Below are 17,471 nucleotides of genomic sequence, written 5' to 3'. Positions count from 1 at the left end.
CTCACACACATTTTTCCTTCACAGGAAAGAGCCTGAAAGTTATTTCGATATACCATCAATAAAAAAACTGACTGCATCAATAGCAGTCAGTTTTTTATTATTTTACATAGTTTTCTTTAACAACTGATGCACAACGCTCACATAATGTTTCATGTTCAGCATCTTTACCAATTGTTTCTGAAACTACCCAACAACGTTCGCATGTTTCACCAGTTGCTTGAGAAACGACAACCGCTGTATGCTCATACTTAGGCGCATCTGCTGGAGCTTCTTCCATCATACCACCAAGTTTATATTCAGAAACGATGAATAATTGCTTCAAGTCTTCGCTAATAGACTCTAACATTACTTTCATTTCTGCAGTTGGATAAAGAGTAATGCTCGCATTTAATGACTTACCAATTACTTTCTCATTACGAGCTACTTCTAACGCTTTTAATACGTCATCACGTAATGTCATAAATGCATCCCATTTCGCTTTTAACGCTTCCGAACCCTCTACTTCTGTAGCTTCCGGCATGTTAGTTAACTGTACGCTTTCTTCTGTTACACCTGGAACATATGGCCATACTTCATCAGCTGTATGAGGTAAGATTGGTGTTACAAGTTTCGTTAATGCAACAAGAACGTCATATAATACAGTTTGAATTGCACGACGATCCGCGTGATTTGCACCTTCAATGTATAAAATGTCTTTTGCAAAGTCTAAGTAGAATGAACTTAGATCAATTGTACAGAAGTTGTGAATAGCATGATATACAGCAGCAAAGTCATATGTTTCATATGCTTCTTTTACTTTTGTAATTAAGTCATTTAACTTCACTAACATGTAACGATCTACTTCACGAAGTTCAGCTACCGCTACTGTGTTTTCACTTGGCTTAAAGTCATCTAAGTTGCCTAATAAGAAACGGAATGTGTTACGGATTTTACGATACACTTCTGCTACTTGTTTTAAAATATCATCTGAAATACGTACGTCAGATTGATAGTCAACAGATGATACCCATAAACGTAAAATATCTCCGCCTAATTGATCCATAATTTTCTTCGGTACGACGATGTTTCCAATCGACTTACTCATTTTACGTCCTTCACCATCTAGTACGAAACCATGGCTTAGTACGCCTTTATATGGAGCTTTACCTGTTACAGCAACTGCTGTTGATAATGAAGAGTTAAACCAACCACGATATTGGTCAGATCCTTCTAAATATAAATCAGCTGGACGTTGTAAGTCATCGCGCTCTTCTAATACCGCTTGGTGAGATGAACCTGAGTCGAACCATACATCCATGATATCTGTTTCTTTACGGAATTCACCATTTGGGCTACCTGGATGTGTAAATCCTTCTGGTAATAAATCTTTCGCTTCACGCTCAAACCATACGTTAGAACCGTGTTCACGGAATAAATCTGCTACATGGTTAATTGTTTCATCTGTAATAATTGGATCACCATTCTCAGCATAGAATACAGGAATTGGCACACCCCATGCACGCTGACGAGAAATACACCAGTCACCACGGTCACGAACCATGTTATGAAGACGAGTTTCGCCCCATGCTGGTACCCATTTCGTTTCCGCAACAGCTTCTAATAACTCTTTACGGAATGCTTCAATAGATGCAAACCACTGTGCTGTCGCACGGAAAATAATTGGTTTTTTCGTTCTCCAATCATGTGGGTATGAATGCGTAATGAATGTTAGTTTCAGCAACGCGCCTACTTCTTCTAATTTTTCTGTAATTGGCTTGTTAGCTTTATCATAGAATAAGCCTTCAAATCCAGGTGCTTCATTTGTTAATACACCTTTATCATCAACTGGGCAAAGTACTTCTAATCCATACTTTTTACCAACAACGAAGTCATCTTCCCCATGTCCTGGTGCTGTATGAACACAACCTGTACCTGCATCTGTTGTTACATGATCTCCTAGCATAACTAATGAATCACGCTCGTAGAATGGGTGTTTTGCAACTGTATACTCAAGTTCGCTACCTTTTACCGTTTTCACAACTTCAGCATTTTCCCACTCTAACGTTTTTGCAACCGTCTCAAATAATTCAGAAGCGATAATATATTTCTCGTCATTTACTTTTACAATGCTATATTCAAGCTCTGGATGAACAGAAATACCTAAGTTTGCAGGTAATGTCCAAGGAGTTGTTGTCCAAATGATAAATTTCTCATCACCTTCTAATACGTTCTTTCCGTCTTTTACAGGGAACGCTACATAAATAGATGCTGATTTTTTATCTTGGTATTCAATTTCAGCTTCTGCTAAAGCAGACTCACTTGTTGGAGACCAGTAAACTGGTTTTTGCCCTTTATAGATGTAACCTTTTTTCGCCATATCACCAAACACTTTAATTTGTTGTGCTTCATAAGCTGGCTCTAAAGTAATATATGGATTATCCCAATCCGCACGTACACCTAGTCGCTTAAATTGTTCACGTTGACGCTCTACTTGTTCATATGCATACTCTGCACATAACTTACGGAACTCAGCAACTGTCATTTCTTTACGTTTTACACCTTTATTCGTTAACGCTTGTTCGATTGGTAAACCGTGCGTATCCCAACCAGGAACATATGGTGCACTGAAACCAGTCATTGACTTATAGCGAACAATAAAGTCTTTTAACACTTTATTTAATGCATGTCCCATATGAATGTCACCATTCGCATATGGAGGTCCATCATGCAACACAAATAAAGGACGGCCTTTTGTATGTTCTTGTACTTTTTCATAAATATTCATTTCAGCCCATTTTTCTTGCATTGCAGGCTCACGTTTTGGTAAATTCCCACGCATTGGGAACTCTGTTTTTGGCATCAGTAATGTATTTTTGTACTCCATGCTCAATTCCTCCTTACATGTATAAAAGAAATACTTAAAAAACGGAATAAAAAAGAGACCTTCTCATCCCAAAAAGGGACGAGAAAGTCTCCCGCGGTACCACCCTAGTAGATTCTATACATATGTATAAAACCCTCTTTATATTCTTAACGCGAATACACGCCTACGCTTACTCTATTTGTTCAGCGCGGAACTCCAGGGTGATATTCCCACTAATCTCCTTATCCTGAGCTTACACCGTCCTCAGTTCGCTATATAAGGTTTGAAAAGGTACTTATCCCTATCTTCGTTTTTCTTAATAAATATGTTGTTTAAAATTATATGTAATAATGAGAAAAACGTCAAGCTTACACTGTTTCTTCTTTTTTCAACAGCTCATCTACTTCGTCTTCTAACTCAATTAGTTTATCCCAATCATCGTTGTTTAGCATTTCAAGCTGTGTCTCTAATAACATACGGAAACGAGTTCGGAATACTTTCGCTTGTTTCTTTAGCTCCTCAATATCAAAAGCAACTTTTCTTGATTTTACTAAAGCTTCGTTAATGATACGATCTGCATTTTTTTCAGCTTCACGTACGATTAATTTCGCTTCTTTTTGCGCATTACGTTTTACTTCTTCCGCTGCTTCTTGTGCAACAACGATAGATTTGTTTAACGTATCTTCAATGTTAGAAAAATGATCTAACTTTCCTTCTAATTGCGCAACTTTTTCTTCTAAAGCTTTTTTCTCACGAATGACTAATTCATAATCTTTGATAATTTGATCAAGAAACTCATTTACTTGATCTTCATCATAGCCACGGAATCCGCGACCAAATTCTTTGTTATGAATATCTAATGGTGTTAACGGCACAACGCCACCTCCAAGTAGTTATCTAAATTTCCTCTTTCAATTATATCTTTTCTTCGACAAAATAGGAGGATTTCCTTCTAAAAAACCAATCATTTTAGTATACCATACAAAATTCTCCATTTGTCGCGTTTTGTTCTACCTTCTACAGAAAACAATTTACTTCGCCCATATCCTCTCACCGAAAACACATCTCCTGGATAACATTCATAAGAAGTTTGCTCTACTGTTTTCCAATTGACTTTTACTAAACCATTTTTTATGAAAGGTTGCACTTTCTGTCTGGATATATGTAACATTTCAGCCAACATAACATCTAAGCGAAGTGAAGAAACCGTTCCAGATTTCTCTCCCCACGTTTCATGAGTCTGTAGAATTTGTTCTCCTTGTACTGCTGATAAGGAGACTTTTACTTTCCCTATTGCTTGTAAGTTCATCTCAATGTAAGATACGATTTCTTTCGCAACTACAATTTGGGCACGATTTTCTTGAAGCAAAATATCACCACATTTTTCTCTCGTTAAACCAAGTGACATAAATGTACCTAATATTTGCCTATGTTCTAGCGTATAAAACTTGGAAGGATAGTCAATTTCTAATACTTCTACTTGAAATTCTTCTTCATCTAATTCTAGATAGTCTGGATAAATAAGTGCTCTTCTACGCTCTGCGTAAGGCGTTGCACCATCAAATTGCACAGCAACATCTCCTTGTCCAATTACCATAGAAACAATTTGTTGCTGTCTTGGATCAAGGAAATCTGTTAGTTTCACTTGATGGTACTCTGCTGCTCGCTTCCACTCTAGCACTTTATCTACAAAGACCTCTTCATCAGGTCTGAAATGTTCGTAAATGCTCATGTATTTAGCCTCTTATTACAAGAAATAGCTGAACAAACTGAACAAACCACTTTTAGCAAGTTTTAACGCAAAAATCGCAACGAGTGGAGAGATATCAATCATACCAAACGGCGGAATAAATCTGCGAAATGGTTCTAAATACGGTTCACAAATACGTGCAAGAAAATCTCCAAAAGTTGATTCCTTTGCACCAGGAAACCATGATAGGAGGATGTAAATGATAAGTGCCCACGAGTAAATCTCGATAGCAGTAAGTAAAACATTTAAAACGGTTGTCATGGCGTATTACCACCTCTTTATATTTGTTTCTTCTTCTTCGCCGAATAATTCTGAAATTGCACCAACAATATCTACATTTTCAGGTGTACACATAAATGTTTTCGGTCCTATTTTTTGAATGTCCCCGCCTATAGCGTATACAGTACCACTTAAAAAGTCAACGATACGTACTGCTTGATCAGTAGACATTCTTTGCAAATTAATTACAACAGCTCGTCTACCTTTCAAATGGTCCGCAATACCTTGCGCTTCCGAATACGTGCGTGGTTCTAATAAAACAACTTTTGAAGATTGCTTTGCCGTTTCAATGCTCACAACATTTTGTTTCGGTTGTGCTTTCGGAAACGTAACATCTTGTTGTTCCGGCGGATCTTGCTGCTTCTTCATGTCCGTTTGCTCCTTTTCATAGCTATATTGAGCTGCTTCTTTTTCTTCTGGTGTATCAAAAAAGAAGTATTTTACTTTTGACCAACTCATAATAAGATTCTCCTTCCTTTTACGCTTTTCCTACTAAAATCGTTCCCAAACGAATATATGTAGCACCTTCTTCAATTGCAATCGTGTAATCATTGGACATTCCCATTGATAATTCTTTACATGGCGCATGTAATAGATTTAGCTCCTGCACCTCTATTTGTAGCTTGCGCAAGTCCTTAAAGCAGCGACGAACTTCTTCCTCTTCTTCTGTAAATGGCGCCATCGTCATTAGTCCAACCACTTCAATCTTATCCAATTCTTGCAAACTTTGAATAAAAGAAACTGTTTCTTCTATTGCCAATCCTTGCTTTGATTCTTCAGATGAGGTTTTCACTTGAATAAAGCATTTCACTTTCTTATCAGCACGTTTCTGAATTTCTTTCGCCAGAGAAAGACGATCTAACGAATGTAAATAATCAATTTCATTAATGATCTCTTTTACTTTTCTCGTTTGTAATGAGCCAATAAAGTGCCAATTAACTTTTGAGCCAAAATGCTCGTATTTCTGTAAGAAACCTTCATTTCTATTTTCACCTAAATCGATAATTCCAGCTTCCATTACTTCGTTTGTTTTTTCAATCCCTACAGTTTTTGTAACTGCAACAAGTTTAATATCTTGCAACGAACGTCCAGCTCGTGTGCAAGATTCTTTAATAGCTTCGTTTACAATTATTAAATTTTCTTGTACTGTCACTTGTTTTCTTCCTCCTTAAAACCTATGAAACTCAACATTCTCCCTGTCTTCCCTTGATCACGACGATGAGAGAAAAATAGTTGTTCTTCACAGCTTGTACAAAGAGATGACATTACAATATGCTCTTCTTTTATGCCTGCTTGTACACATAATATACGATTAATTTCTTTTAAATTAATTGCGTACTGTCCATCAGAAATTTTTTTATATGGGACAGAACCGTTTACTACTTGCTGTGCCGCTGTTAACACTCTATCATCAACAACATAACAACAAGATCCGATTGCCGGTCCAATTGCAACATGAATTTCATCACTTGAAATCCCTTCTGCACTCCATTTTTGAATCATTTCATTTGCAATCTCTTTTACAGTCCCTTTCCACCCGGCATGCGCAAGTCCTATCATACCATGTGATGGTGCATAAAAATAGAGTGGGACACAATCCGCGTAACAAGACGTTAAAAGAACATCGTTATTAGTCGTATAAATGCCATCTGTTTTTGAAATGCCATCCTCATATGAATAGACGCCACTTCCTTTTTCTTGTTGTCCTACTTTTTCAACATGGTGATCATGAACTTGTTCAGAGCAAATCCAGTTTTCCAATGGTTTTTGTAGCTTATTTGCTAAAATGCGTCTGTTTTCATGAACGTTCTCCACGATATCATTCACATGTAATCCTAAATTCATCGCATGAAAGGAGCCCGTACTTATCCCACCATCTTTTGTCGTAAATCCAGCAGTAATGTTTCCAAGTTCTTTCCACGCTTGTAAATACAGTATACCGTCCACATATTTAAATGGTTCTCTCATAAAGCGGCTCCTTTTTAATTAAAATAACAGAAAAAAGCATGGTACTTCCTGTCTATTTTACCATACTTTTATTTTTTCATAATACCAACAGAAAAAAAAGAGGAATTTGTAATATTCTTTATGAAATTGTCGGTGTTTGTATTGATTCTGTTACAGAATTAACAGGATTTACTCTTACAAGTATGACATCTTCCCCGATTTTCATAACTTCCTCCCAAGGAACTATAATTTCTACGTCTTTCCCAAAAATCCCAAGCATACGTGCCTGTTTGGAAATAATAATAGAGCAAATCTTCCCTGTATCGATATCAACCTCAATATCTCCAATATTTCCAAGCCTTTTCCCATCTGAAATATTTATAACATCCTTCATCTGTAACTCTGAAATCCGTATCACTCTCATCCTCTCCCTTATATGGCGAATTGGAAGTACACAGACTACTGTATTTCATATTAACAGGAAGTAACCGCTACTAAGGTTCATATTATTTTCATTATATGAACACGACCTCATTGCTATGAACGCAAACTATAGTACATATAAAAAGGCCTCACCATAAATGGTGAGACCTTATCCTTGAATCGTTTTATTCATTTGTTTAATAGCCGATTTCTCTAAGCGTGATACTTGAGCTTGAGAAATCCCGATTTCTTCTGCAACTTCCATTTGTGTTTTTCCTTGAAAGAACCGTTTTCGAATAATCATCTTTTCACGATCATTTAAACGCTTCATGCCTTCTTTCAGCGCTAACTCTTCAACCCACTGCTCGTCCTTTTGTTTTTCATCACTTAATTGATCCATAACAAAGATAGGATCTCCCCCATCGTTATAAATCGGCTCAAATAATGACACTGGATCTTGAATCGCATCTAAAGCAAATACAATCTCTTCGTGAGTCACTTCTAGCACTTTTGCAATATCCATTGCTGTTGGTTCTTTTGAATTTTCTGCGATCAATTTTTCTCTTACTTGCAACGCTTTATACGCAATATCTCGTAACGAGCGAGATACGCGAATCGGATTGTTGTCACGCAAATATCTGCGTATTTCTCCAATAATCATCGGCACAGCATACGTTGAAAATTTTACATTTTGGCCTAAATCAAAGTTATCAATGGATTTCATAAGTCCGATGCAACCAACTTGAAATAAATCGTCAACATATTCTCCTCTGTTATTAAATCTTTGGATGACGCTCAATACAAGACGTAAGTTTCCATTCACTAATTTCTCTCTTGCGCTTATCTCTCCACTTTGCATTTCACGAAATAATTTACGCATTTCTTCATTTTTTAGTACTGGAAGTTTTGCTGTATCAACACCGCAAATTTCTACTTTGTTTCTCGTCAAAGTGTTCCCTCCTATCGGGAGTTGCTGTACAGTGTAAAGTATTTCCTTTGAAGGGGATTTTATGCATGTGGTTTTCTCTTCATTTTTCATTTTAATTACCTCTTCTTCTACAACTAAACAGAATAAGACCAGCCTACATAAAGGCTGGTCTTATTCTTTACACCATTTTATTAAATTCTTTTCGTAACCTTTTTATGATTCTTTTTTCTAAACGTGAAATGTATGACTGTGAAATCCCAAGCATATCCGCCACATCTTTTTGCGTCTTTTCCTCTTCTCCAGCAAGCCCAAATCGAAGCTCCATAATTTGTTTTTCCCGATCATTTAATTGGTGCAATGCTTTCATTAGAAGATGACGATCTACAGTAGCCTCTAAATCTTTTGTAATAATATCATCATCTGTACCTAATACATCTGATAACAACAGTTCATTCCCATCCCAATCAATGTTAAGCGGTTCATCAAAAGACACTTCCGAACGATTTTTATTATTTCGGCGCAAATGCATTAAAATCTCATTTTCTATACAACGAGATGCATATGTTGCTAATTTTATTTTCTTTTCTGGATTAAATGTATTTACCGCTTTAATAAGGCCAATTGTTCCTATACTGATTAAATCTTCAATATTTATCCCTGTATTTTCAAATTTCCTTGCTATATATACAACTAGCCGTAAGTTGCGTTCAATAAGTAATGACCTTGCCGCTTGATCGCCTTTTGGCAATTTATTCAAAAGAACTTCTTCTTCTTCTTTCGTTAACGGCGGTGGCAACGCTTCACTTCCACCAATATAATAAATTTCATCGGTCTTAATTCCTAGTTTCAGCAATACTTTATACCAAAGGTATACTAAATAAAATTTTAATTTCATCATATTATCCCGCCTCTCATAATTAAGCAATTACCATTTTTTGTGAAATCAACATTTTTGGATGTACAATGCATTGATACTCTCCATTGGTAGACAGTTGTTGTGTATTTAGCCCAATCAATACTTTGTTTACAACGATTGAACTACCTTCATGATCAACTTGCACACTATCAGGCTTAATTGCCCACAAAAATTGACTCTCTACTCCTACTGCTCGGAAAGGAATTAAGCGTAATTTTGTCGCCCATCCAGAATCTTTTTCTGGTATTTGAGGAATTTCTGTTTTGGAATAAATTTGTTCTGTTAACCAAGATGGCAAACAATGTTCTAATGATGAAATATGCATAATCATTACGGGTGTTTTTGTTAACGGGTCGTAAAGTTGATTCCCACTGTCAATTAAACCCGCTAGTTCCAATTCTTCTTCAGCTAATTGAATTTTCACTTTCACGATTTGGTCATAGTGTATTTTCGTGATTTCTACGCTTTCAATACGCTTTTTAGAAAAATAATAAATTACTGGAAAACCTAAAATAACAAACAACCAACTAATTGGATCACCGTAAGAAATCGATTGAGATTGAACCAATCCATTTACCATCTCATTCGTTTGCAAAAAGAAATGAGTTCCCATTAATCCTCCGCCAACCATAAAAGTGACAAAGTAAAAAGTAAAAACAGTTTGTGTATAATTTCTAAACGTTGTAAACCCAAAGGCTGTATACACAATAAGTAACGAGTACAGTAGTTTCATAATCGGATGTGTCATCATAGAAGCAAAAGGAGTAAAGGCAAAAATAACAATGGTGGAACCTATAAATGCCCCTAACACAAGCCTCCATCTTTTGATCTTCTTTTTTAACACGGTAGCTGTTAATAAAAGTAAAAGAAAATCAATGCAGGCGTTTAACAACCAAACAACGTCGGCGTAAACAACCAAACAATTCACCTCTTTTTTTAAGTTGAGACTAGTATAATGCATATCCAATGGGAAAGTGTGTCAATTTGCGGAGGTGTTTTTTTGTTATTTTGTGATTTCTAGACATAATCTGTCGGTAAAAAATAAAAGTATAGTTTCATAGAATGATATGTTTTTATTTTTTACCGACAAATGGGCTGAACTATATGTAACGAAAATTAAAAATCCTGTACTACAACTTTAACGCGCAATTTTAATCAGTAGAATCGGTTCCTTTTAACCCACATAAACCGAGCTTTTACGGGCCGTTAATACGAGATAAATTTAAATATACAAAATAAAAAAAGACCTGCTTAGCAGGTCTTTTCCATTCAGAAACAAAAAAGGAGCATGAATGCCCCTTTTTTTATCGTCTACGACGGTTACGTAAAAATGCTGGAATATCGATATCATCTGAATCTGAATGACGCTCATGTACAACCGGCTCTTCACGCTTCATTTCACGTTTTACTTCACGTTGTTTTGAAGGCTGAGCTACTGGTTGTTGCTGTTGTTGCGTGTGATTCGCATTCGGACGAATCATTGGTTTTGGTGGTTGAGTTGCAATACTATCATCAAAACCAGTTGCAATTACAGTTACAATGATATCATCTTTTAATCCTTCATTAATAACAGAACCGAAGATCATATTTACTTCTGGATCCGAAGCTGAAGCTACAATGTCTGCTGCTTCTTGTACTTCGTATAAGCTTAAGTTAGCTCCACCCGTAATATTCATAATAACACCTTGAGCTCCATCAATAGATGTTTCTAGTAATGGACTAGAAATCGCTTTTTTCGCAGCTTCAGCAGCACGATTTTCCCCATTACCAGAACCGATACCCATTAAAGCAGAACCTCTATTAGACATAATTGTTTTTACGTCTGCGAAGTCTAAGTTAATTAGACCTGGTGTAGCAATTAAATCAGAAATACCTTGTACACCTTGACGTAATACGTTATCTGCTTCACGGAACGCTTCTAACATTGGCGTATTTTTATCAACAATCTCTAATAAGCGATCGTTTGGAATTACAATAAGTGTATCTACATTTTCTTTAAATGCCGCAATACCAGATGCAGCTTGTGTTGCACGCTTACGTCCTTCAAACGTAAATGGACGTGTTACAACACCAACTGTTAATGCACCTAGTTCTTTTGCAACTTGAGCAACAACTGGAGCTGCACCAGTTCCAGTTCCGCCGCCCATACCAGCAGTTACGAATACCATATCTGCACCACGAAGTGCTTCTTGGATCTGTTCTTTACTTTCTTCTGCCGCTTTTTTCCCTACTTCAGGGTTTGCGCCTGCACCAAGTCCACGCGTTAATTTTCCACCAATTTGCATTTTTGTTTCAGCTTTTGATAGATTTAACGCTTGTGCATCAGTATTCACAGCGATAAAGTCAACACCTTGTACACCGTGCTCAATCATACGGTTTACAGCATTGTTTCCGCCACCGCCGACACCGATAACTTTTATATTCGCTAATTGATCTTGAGTAGTATCAAACTCTAACATGTCGAAATCCCCCTAGAACCTCATTTTTCGTGTCCAATTTTAATCCCATAAATAACGGAATACACGTTTTACTTTTGACATCATACGGTCATCATTTTGATTATTATTGTTTTGATTACGGGTTTTTTGTTTCGCAGGTTGTTGTTGTACCGGCATTGGTGCTGGTGCTGGTACTGGTTCAAAATGTTCTTGCTTTTCCTGCACATTTTTCCCACGTAATTTAGCTTTTTGATATGAATGTTTAATTAATCCAACTCCACTTGTATATTGGGGCTCACGCACACCAATATAGTCAGGAGTTGCTACACGAACATTTTCATGTAAAATATCATATGCAAGATCAAGAACACCTGGCATAGAAGCTATTCCACCAGTTAGTACATACCCAGAAGCTACTTGCTTTACTCCTAACTTACGTACTTCATCTTGAACAAACATTAAAATTTCCTCTACACGAGCCTCGATAATATCCGATAACTCCAACTGAGAATATTGTTCTGTTTGATCGCTTCCCATAATAGGAACCGTAAACATTTCTTCTTCCGATGCTGTATCATAAAAAGCATGTCCATATTTCAACTTAATTTGATCTGCATTTTCTGTTGAAGTTTTCAACCCAATCGCAATATCCTTCGTTATATGGTCTCCACCTAATGGTAATACGCTTGTCGCTTGTAACTCTCCATCTTTAAAAATAGATAAAGTCGTAGATCCTCCCCCCATATCAACAAGGGCTACTCCTCTATTTTTTTCATCCGAAGATATAGCAACTGTTGCAGCCGCTAAAGGTTGAAGACAAATATCAACAATTTCAAGACCTGCTTTTTCTACACAACGAAGTAAGTTATGTAGTAAGGTTCTCGATCCTGTAATAAGTGTACCTTCCATTTCTAATCTTACACCGATCATTCCACGTGGATCGTTAATCTCGTCAAGACCGTCTACGATGAACTGTCGAGGTACCACATCAATAAACTCACGTTCTGGAGCAATTGACACAACTTGTGCTGCATCTAGAACGCGTAAGACATCTTCATTCCCGATTTCACGATCTTCATTTGAAACAGCGACTACTCCATGACAAGGAAGTAGCTGTACCTGGTTTGCATTGACACCTACTACAACTTGCTCAATGTGGATTCCCACCATGCGCTCAGCTTGTTCAATTGCTTTTTTAATTGATCGAACAGTCTCATCTATATCGACTATCGATCCCTTCTTTAAACCATTCGATTTTACATTTCCAACACCAATAATGTTTAAGCTGTCATTAACCATTTCACCAATGATGACTTTAACATTGGATGTACCGATGTCAAGACTAACATATATTTCATTGCTGTTCATTCTTTGGCACCTCCTTCTTTATTTATACCATACAACTCAATATATGGAACAACAATCGCAACTTTACTATTTATAAGAAAAATATTCAACGTCTTTACACGTTTCCCTTTTTTAACCCTATATTTTTCTTATTTTTATTTAACATTCATTTAAGAATATCGCAGTAACCTGTGAAGAACTGCTTATCTTGAAATAATTTTATTTCAAGTGTAAAAATTACCGCCAAGTATAAGTCTACACTAAGATGTACTCATAGAAAAGTGAAACTTGTACCAATCCTAGTATGAATCTAAGAATTTTTACATATTTTTCATCAAATGAACCATTCTAGTAAACTCGTATGCATATGATAGAACATTCGTTTCTCTTTTTTCTATATTAATGCAGTGAATACTACCGTTCTATTCTTTTTTTTCTTCTACACCTAACTCTTTCGTATATGCACCTACTTCTAAGTCAATTAACACCTTCTTACCTGGCTCAATTGTTTTTAAAATAAGTGGATAAGTTTCCATACGCTTTGCGAAATTTTGAATCGTAGTGCTCACTTCATATCCTTCATTCATATATAAAGTAAGATGGTCTTCATTCGCATTCGTCGGTGAATAACGAATTTCAGAAATAGACCTTAAAATAGTCGGAGTTAACTTTTCTAGTTCAGCAATTAGTCCCTTCATTTTCTCCTCTTTAAAAGGTTCAAAAATTGGTGCTGCAACAGGAAGTTTTCCATTCGGGAGTACATCAAGTGTTTTCCCATTTTCTAATAACGGTTGTAATTTTCCATCTTTGTTTATATAACCAATCGTTACATATTCTTTAATATGAACATCAATTTTGTTTGGAAAACGCTTTTTTACATTTACTGCTTTAATTTCTTTTCGTTTCGTTAAATTTTCTTCCGCTTTATGTGCTGTCACTCGGAAATAACTTGTATCATATGTCACACCTGATTCCTTCATTACTTGGTCATCTGTCATATAATGATTTCCATACACACTTATCTTTTTTATATTACTAAGCGGAGACCGAAAATAAATTAAAAAGAGTACTAATAAAAATAAAATTGATATGTATAAAATCAACCGATGATTAACATTTTTTTTGTTTTTTTTCTTTTGATTTTTTAATTTTGGTACACGATCTTGTAGTTTAATCACTTTACTATTTTTCATGTACGATCCCCCTATGTAACATAAAAAACGGCATGTTCCTCATGCCGTTCTTATCTTCTTATTATAACATAAATGATAATGAGCGGAATGAATAACCGTTATCTTCCAATGATTTCTACTTCTGTGTGCATTTCTACACCAAATTTATCCTTAATTGTATGCTTTATTAATGAAATCAAATCTAATACATCTTGCGCTGAGGCTCCCCCAGTATTAATAATAAAATTCCCATGCATTTCAGAAATTTGAGCTCCACCTATTTGATAGCCACGAAGCCCAGCTTTCTCTACTAAATCTCCTGCAAAATACGGGATTGGATTCCGAAACACACTTCCAGCACAAGGATGATTCCACGGTTGTGTTTCACGGCGGTAATCTTTATTCTTTTGCATGTTTCTTACGATTTCCTCACGCTCTCCTACCTGTAATTGAAACTCCGCCTCCAAAACAATACCAGGACGTTTCGTTTGCAATACAGATGTACGATATGAAAACTCCATTCCTCTATTCGTTAACCATTCAATTGTTCCGTTTTCAAATAAAATTAGAGCCTTTGACAATATGTTTGATATGTCTGATTTATGTGCTCCAGCATTCATATACACTGCACCACCGACACTCCCTGGAATACCACTTGCAAATTCCAATCCAGCCAACCCTTGGCGACTAAGTAATGTTGACAATTTAATAAGGGGATATCCGCCACCAACTCTTACCCTATGTTTTTCGACCTCTAAGTGGTCTAATCCTTCTCCTAAACGAATAACAACGCCTTCTATCCCTTTATCAGATACAAGAAGGTTTGAACCTCGACCAATTACAGTCCACTTTATTTTATATTTCTTTACTAACTGCAATATTTTCTCAATACCGGCAACATGCTTTGGCACAATTAAAATATCAGCTGGTCCACCTATCTTCATAGTTGTATAACGTGCTAACGGCTCGTTAACTAACACGCGACCAACATTTGCTTCTATAAGCTCATTTACTAATTGTTCCATAGACGCTCTCCCCCAATATTAAGTTTCCTTATTACAGTAATATGCAGGGCGTTCACCTAACGTTATTTTTTCACAAGCTTATTCATTACTCCATACAACTTATTTGCTGCATCAGGAATACCTAGTTGCTTAGCAGCTAGCTTCATATTTTGTAATGTTTGTGTATCTAATAAAATCTCATCAATATCACGAATAAGCGTTTCAGCTGTTAATTCTTTTTCAAGTAACATTTTCGCCGCTCCTTTATCAACAACCGAAAGTGCATTCTTCTCCTGATGGTTATTTGTTACGTACGGACTCGGAATTAACACACTCGGCTTACCTAATGCTGTTAATTCTGCAAGTGTTGTTGCTCCGGCTCTTGAAACAACAAGATCAACGCCAGTTAGTACCTCTGGCATATTATGAATGAAAGGTTTAATAATAACATTATTCGGATTGCCTTTTTCCTTCACAGCATCCATCACTTTGTCATAATGCACTTCACCTGTTACGTACAATACTTCGTAACTTTTATTTCCAAACTGTTCAATCGCTTCTACGAAAGCATCGTTAATCGGTCTAGCTCCGCGACTTCCCCCAAAAATAAGTACGGACTTTTTAGGAAGAGATAGACCAACTGAACGTTTCCCTTTCATTCCGTTTTGATCCATTACCTCTGATGCTCGCGGATTACCTGTCATTACCACTTTTGACTGCGGAAAATGTTCTGTAGCTGCTTCAAAACAAACCGCAACTTTATCAACGTAACGACTTAAAAATTTATTCGTTACACCTGGTACACTATTTTGTTCATGTACAATAGTTGGAATACCTAGTTTTGCTGCCGCATATACAACAGGTCCACATACGTATCCACCCGTTCCAATCACTATATCCGGATTAAAACGACGAATATATCGTTTACTATCTTGTACACCCTTTAGAAAACGCATAACCGTTTTCACATTATCTAACGATATTTTTCGTTTAAATCCACTTATAACAATAGATTGGAACGGAATACCAGCTTTTGGAACGATGGTACTCTCTAATCCATTTTCTGTACCAATGTATAAAAATCTTGCTTCCGGATTTAATTTTTTTATTTCTCTAATTAAAGCAAGAGCTGGATAAATATGGCCTCCAGTACCCCCACCACTTACTAATACTCGCACTACTAATTCCTCCACTTCCCTGTTCTTATTCAATCGTATTTATTTCCATATACATATTGTATTTTCCACACATACGAAAAACCCTGTCTTTTAAACAGGGTTTAATAGCGAGAATGGCGACTTATATTCAATAATACACCTACTGCCATTAACATTAAGGTCAAACTTGATCCACCATAACTTAAAAATGGCAAAGTAATACCCGTAACAGGCATTAGTCCCGTTACAACACCAACATTAATCATTACTTGAATCGCAATCATCGCCACAATACCTACTGCTAAAAACGTACCATATAAATCTGGCGCTCCTAATGCTATACGAATCCCGCGCCATAGTAATAGACTAAATAATAATAACACAAATGAACCGCCAATAAAACCTAATTCCTCGGATAAAATTGCAAATATAAAGTCTGTTTGTGGTTCAGGTAAATAAAGAAATTTTTGTCTACTTTGCCCAAGTCCAAGTCCAAATAAACCACCAGGTCCAATTGCGAGTAACGATTGAATAATTTGAAATCCACTTCCGAGCGGATCCGACCACGGATCTAAATATGATGTGATGCGTTTCATTCGATATGGTGCTGATGCAATTAACCCTACAAATCCTGCTACACCAAGCAAACCAAACATTGCAAAATGAAAGACCCTTGCTCCCGAGATAAATATCATAATAATACATGTCCCAACCATTACCGTTCCTGTACCAAGATCTGGCTGTAACATAATCATCCCAAAAGCAAGAAATACAAAACTAAGAGCAGGTAGTAATCCACGTTTAAACGATGTAATTAACTTTTGTCGTTCCGCTAAAAATTTCGCTAAAAAAATAATCATCGCGAATTTCATAAACTCTGACGGTTGAATGGAAAATGCACCGATTCCAATCCAACTTCGTGCTCCCCCACGGACAAGACCCACCCCTGGAATTAGAACGAGAATAAGAAGAACGAAACAAACTAGCAAAATTACTTTTGAATATGTCCGCCACACCCAATAATCAATTTTCATGATAAAAAACATAGCCACTACACCAATACTCGCAAACAACAATTGTCTTTTTGCAAAAAAGAATGAATCCCCCATTTTATAAGAGGCCCAAACCGCACTCGCACTATAAACCATAATCATTCCGATTGTTAACAACGCAAGTGTAACGATAATAAGAATATAATCAGGCGTCTTCTTCATTAGCCATGAACACCACCTCTTTAGGCAGAATCTTTTGCCCTATGTAACAAAACA

Annotated in this window: 17 protein-coding genes and 1 other annotated feature; all 17 genes read right to left on the bottom strand. The window is 36.5% G+C overall.

The genetic code is table 11. From position 1 onward, the window contains the following. Nucleotides 1-97 precede the first annotated feature (97 nt). A complete protein-coding gene (gene ileS2, locus ACS2MN_RS18835; protein WP_016109031.1) occupies nucleotides 98-2,863 on the bottom strand; it encodes an isoleucine--tRNA ligase in 2,766 nt (921 codons plus the stop codon). Between the two features lie 71 nt (nucleotides 2,864-2,934). Next, nucleotides 2,935-3,159 (bottom strand) — a binding site (T-box leader). 51 nt (nucleotides 3,160-3,210) lie between these two features. Next, the gene (gene divIVA / locus ACS2MN_RS18830; protein ID WP_001131611.1) at nucleotides 3,211-3,717 is read right to left on the bottom strand and encodes a septum site-determining protein DivIVA; all 507 of its coding nucleotides are present in this window, start codon (nucleotides 3,715-3,717) and stop codon (nucleotides 3,211-3,213) included. An 89-nt stretch (nucleotides 3,718-3,806) separates the two neighbouring features. Then, entirely contained in the window at nucleotides 3,807-4,574 is a 768-nt protein-coding gene (locus ACS2MN_RS18825; RefSeq protein WP_097956944.1) for an RNA-binding protein, read from the bottom strand. Between the two features lie 15 nt (nucleotides 4,575-4,589). Next, the gene (locus ACS2MN_RS18820) at nucleotides 4,590-4,853 is read right to left on the bottom strand and encodes a YggT family protein (protein ID WP_000214326.1); all 264 of its coding nucleotides are present in this window, start codon (nucleotides 4,851-4,853) and stop codon (nucleotides 4,590-4,592) included. A gap of 6 nt (nucleotides 4,854-4,859) precedes the next feature. Further along, on the bottom strand, nucleotides 4,860-5,330 hold the full coding sequence (locus tag ACS2MN_RS18815) for a cell division protein SepF (RefSeq protein WP_000119137.1): 471 nt from the start codon (nucleotides 5,328-5,330) through the stop codon (nucleotides 4,860-4,862). A 19-nt stretch (nucleotides 5,331-5,349) separates the two neighbouring features. Then, nucleotides 5,350-6,024 (bottom strand): YggS family pyridoxal phosphate-dependent enzyme, encoded by a 675-nt coding sequence (locus ACS2MN_RS18810; RefSeq protein ID WP_000218001.1) that lies wholly within the window; start codon nucleotides 6,022-6,024, stop codon nucleotides 5,350-5,352. Further along, nucleotides 6,021-6,839, bottom strand: a complete 819-nt coding sequence (pgeF, locus tag ACS2MN_RS18805) for a peptidoglycan editing factor PgeF (protein ID WP_001209013.1) — start codon at nucleotides 6,837-6,839, stop codon at nucleotides 6,021-6,023. The genes ACS2MN_RS18810 and pgeF overlap by 4 nt, the downstream gene beginning before the upstream one ends. Before the next feature lie 118 nt (nucleotides 6,840-6,957). After that, nucleotides 6,958-7,242: a YlmC/YmxH family sporulation protein gene (locus ACS2MN_RS18800; RefSeq protein WP_043322276.1), complete on the bottom strand. Its 285-nt coding sequence runs from the start codon at nucleotides 7,240-7,242 to the stop codon at nucleotides 6,958-6,960. Between the two features lie 168 nt (nucleotides 7,243-7,410). Continuing rightward, complete coding sequence (sigG, locus tag ACS2MN_RS18795) at nucleotides 7,411-8,190, bottom strand: RNA polymerase sporulation sigma factor SigG (protein WP_000197755.1); 780 nt, start codon at nucleotides 8,188-8,190, stop codon at nucleotides 7,411-7,413. Nucleotides 8,191-8,347: 157 nt separating this feature from the next. Beyond that, nucleotides 8,348-9,067 (bottom strand): RNA polymerase sporulation sigma factor SigE, encoded by a 720-nt coding sequence (sigE, locus tag ACS2MN_RS18790; protein ID WP_000976947.1) that lies wholly within the window; start codon nucleotides 9,065-9,067, stop codon nucleotides 8,348-8,350. Nucleotides 9,068-9,086: 19 nt separating this feature from the next. After that, a complete protein-coding gene (gene spoIIGA, locus ACS2MN_RS18785; RefSeq protein WP_000261990.1) occupies nucleotides 9,087-10,004 on the bottom strand; it encodes a sigma-E processing peptidase SpoIIGA in 918 nt (305 codons plus the stop codon). A gap of 385 nt (nucleotides 10,005-10,389) precedes the next feature. Beyond that, nucleotides 10,390-11,544 (bottom strand): cell division protein FtsZ, encoded by a 1,155-nt coding sequence (ftsZ, locus tag ACS2MN_RS18780; RefSeq protein ID WP_000888977.1) that lies wholly within the window; start codon nucleotides 11,542-11,544, stop codon nucleotides 10,390-10,392. 39 nt (nucleotides 11,545-11,583) lie between these two features. After that, nucleotides 11,584-12,891, bottom strand: a complete 1,308-nt coding sequence (gene ftsA, locus ACS2MN_RS18775; protein WP_001087556.1) for a cell division protein FtsA — start codon at nucleotides 12,889-12,891, stop codon at nucleotides 11,584-11,586. Between the two features lie 401 nt (nucleotides 12,892-13,292). Further along, a complete protein-coding gene (gene divIB / locus ACS2MN_RS18770) occupies nucleotides 13,293-14,063 on the bottom strand; it encodes a cell division protein DivIB (RefSeq protein WP_000798216.1) in 771 nt (256 codons plus the stop codon). Nucleotides 14,064-14,161: 98 nt separating this feature from the next. Beyond that, on the bottom strand, nucleotides 14,162-15,067 hold the full coding sequence (murB, locus tag ACS2MN_RS18765) for a UDP-N-acetylmuramate dehydrogenase (protein WP_000437053.1): 906 nt from the start codon (nucleotides 15,065-15,067) through the stop codon (nucleotides 14,162-14,164). Between the two features lie 62 nt (nucleotides 15,068-15,129). Further along, nucleotides 15,130-16,224, bottom strand: a complete 1,095-nt coding sequence (gene murG, locus ACS2MN_RS18760) for an undecaprenyldiphospho-muramoylpentapeptide beta-N-acetylglucosaminyltransferase (RefSeq protein ID WP_001265419.1) — start codon at nucleotides 16,222-16,224, stop codon at nucleotides 15,130-15,132. A 101-nt stretch (nucleotides 16,225-16,325) separates the two neighbouring features. Next, nucleotides 16,326-17,417, bottom strand: a complete 1,092-nt coding sequence (spoVE, locus tag ACS2MN_RS18755) for a stage V sporulation protein E (protein WP_000753526.1) — start codon at nucleotides 17,415-17,417, stop codon at nucleotides 16,326-16,328. Between the last annotated feature and the right edge of the window lie 54 nt (nucleotides 17,418-17,471).

It is taken from the genome of Bacillus cereus group sp. BceL062, from assembly GCF_051780025.1.
GTDB classification, from domain to species: domain Bacteria; phylum Bacillota; class Bacilli; order Bacillales; family Bacillaceae_G; genus Bacillus_A; species Bacillus_A toyonensis.
Note: the sequence above shows the minus strand (reverse complement) of the source record. Positions and strands in the feature narration are given on the sequence as shown.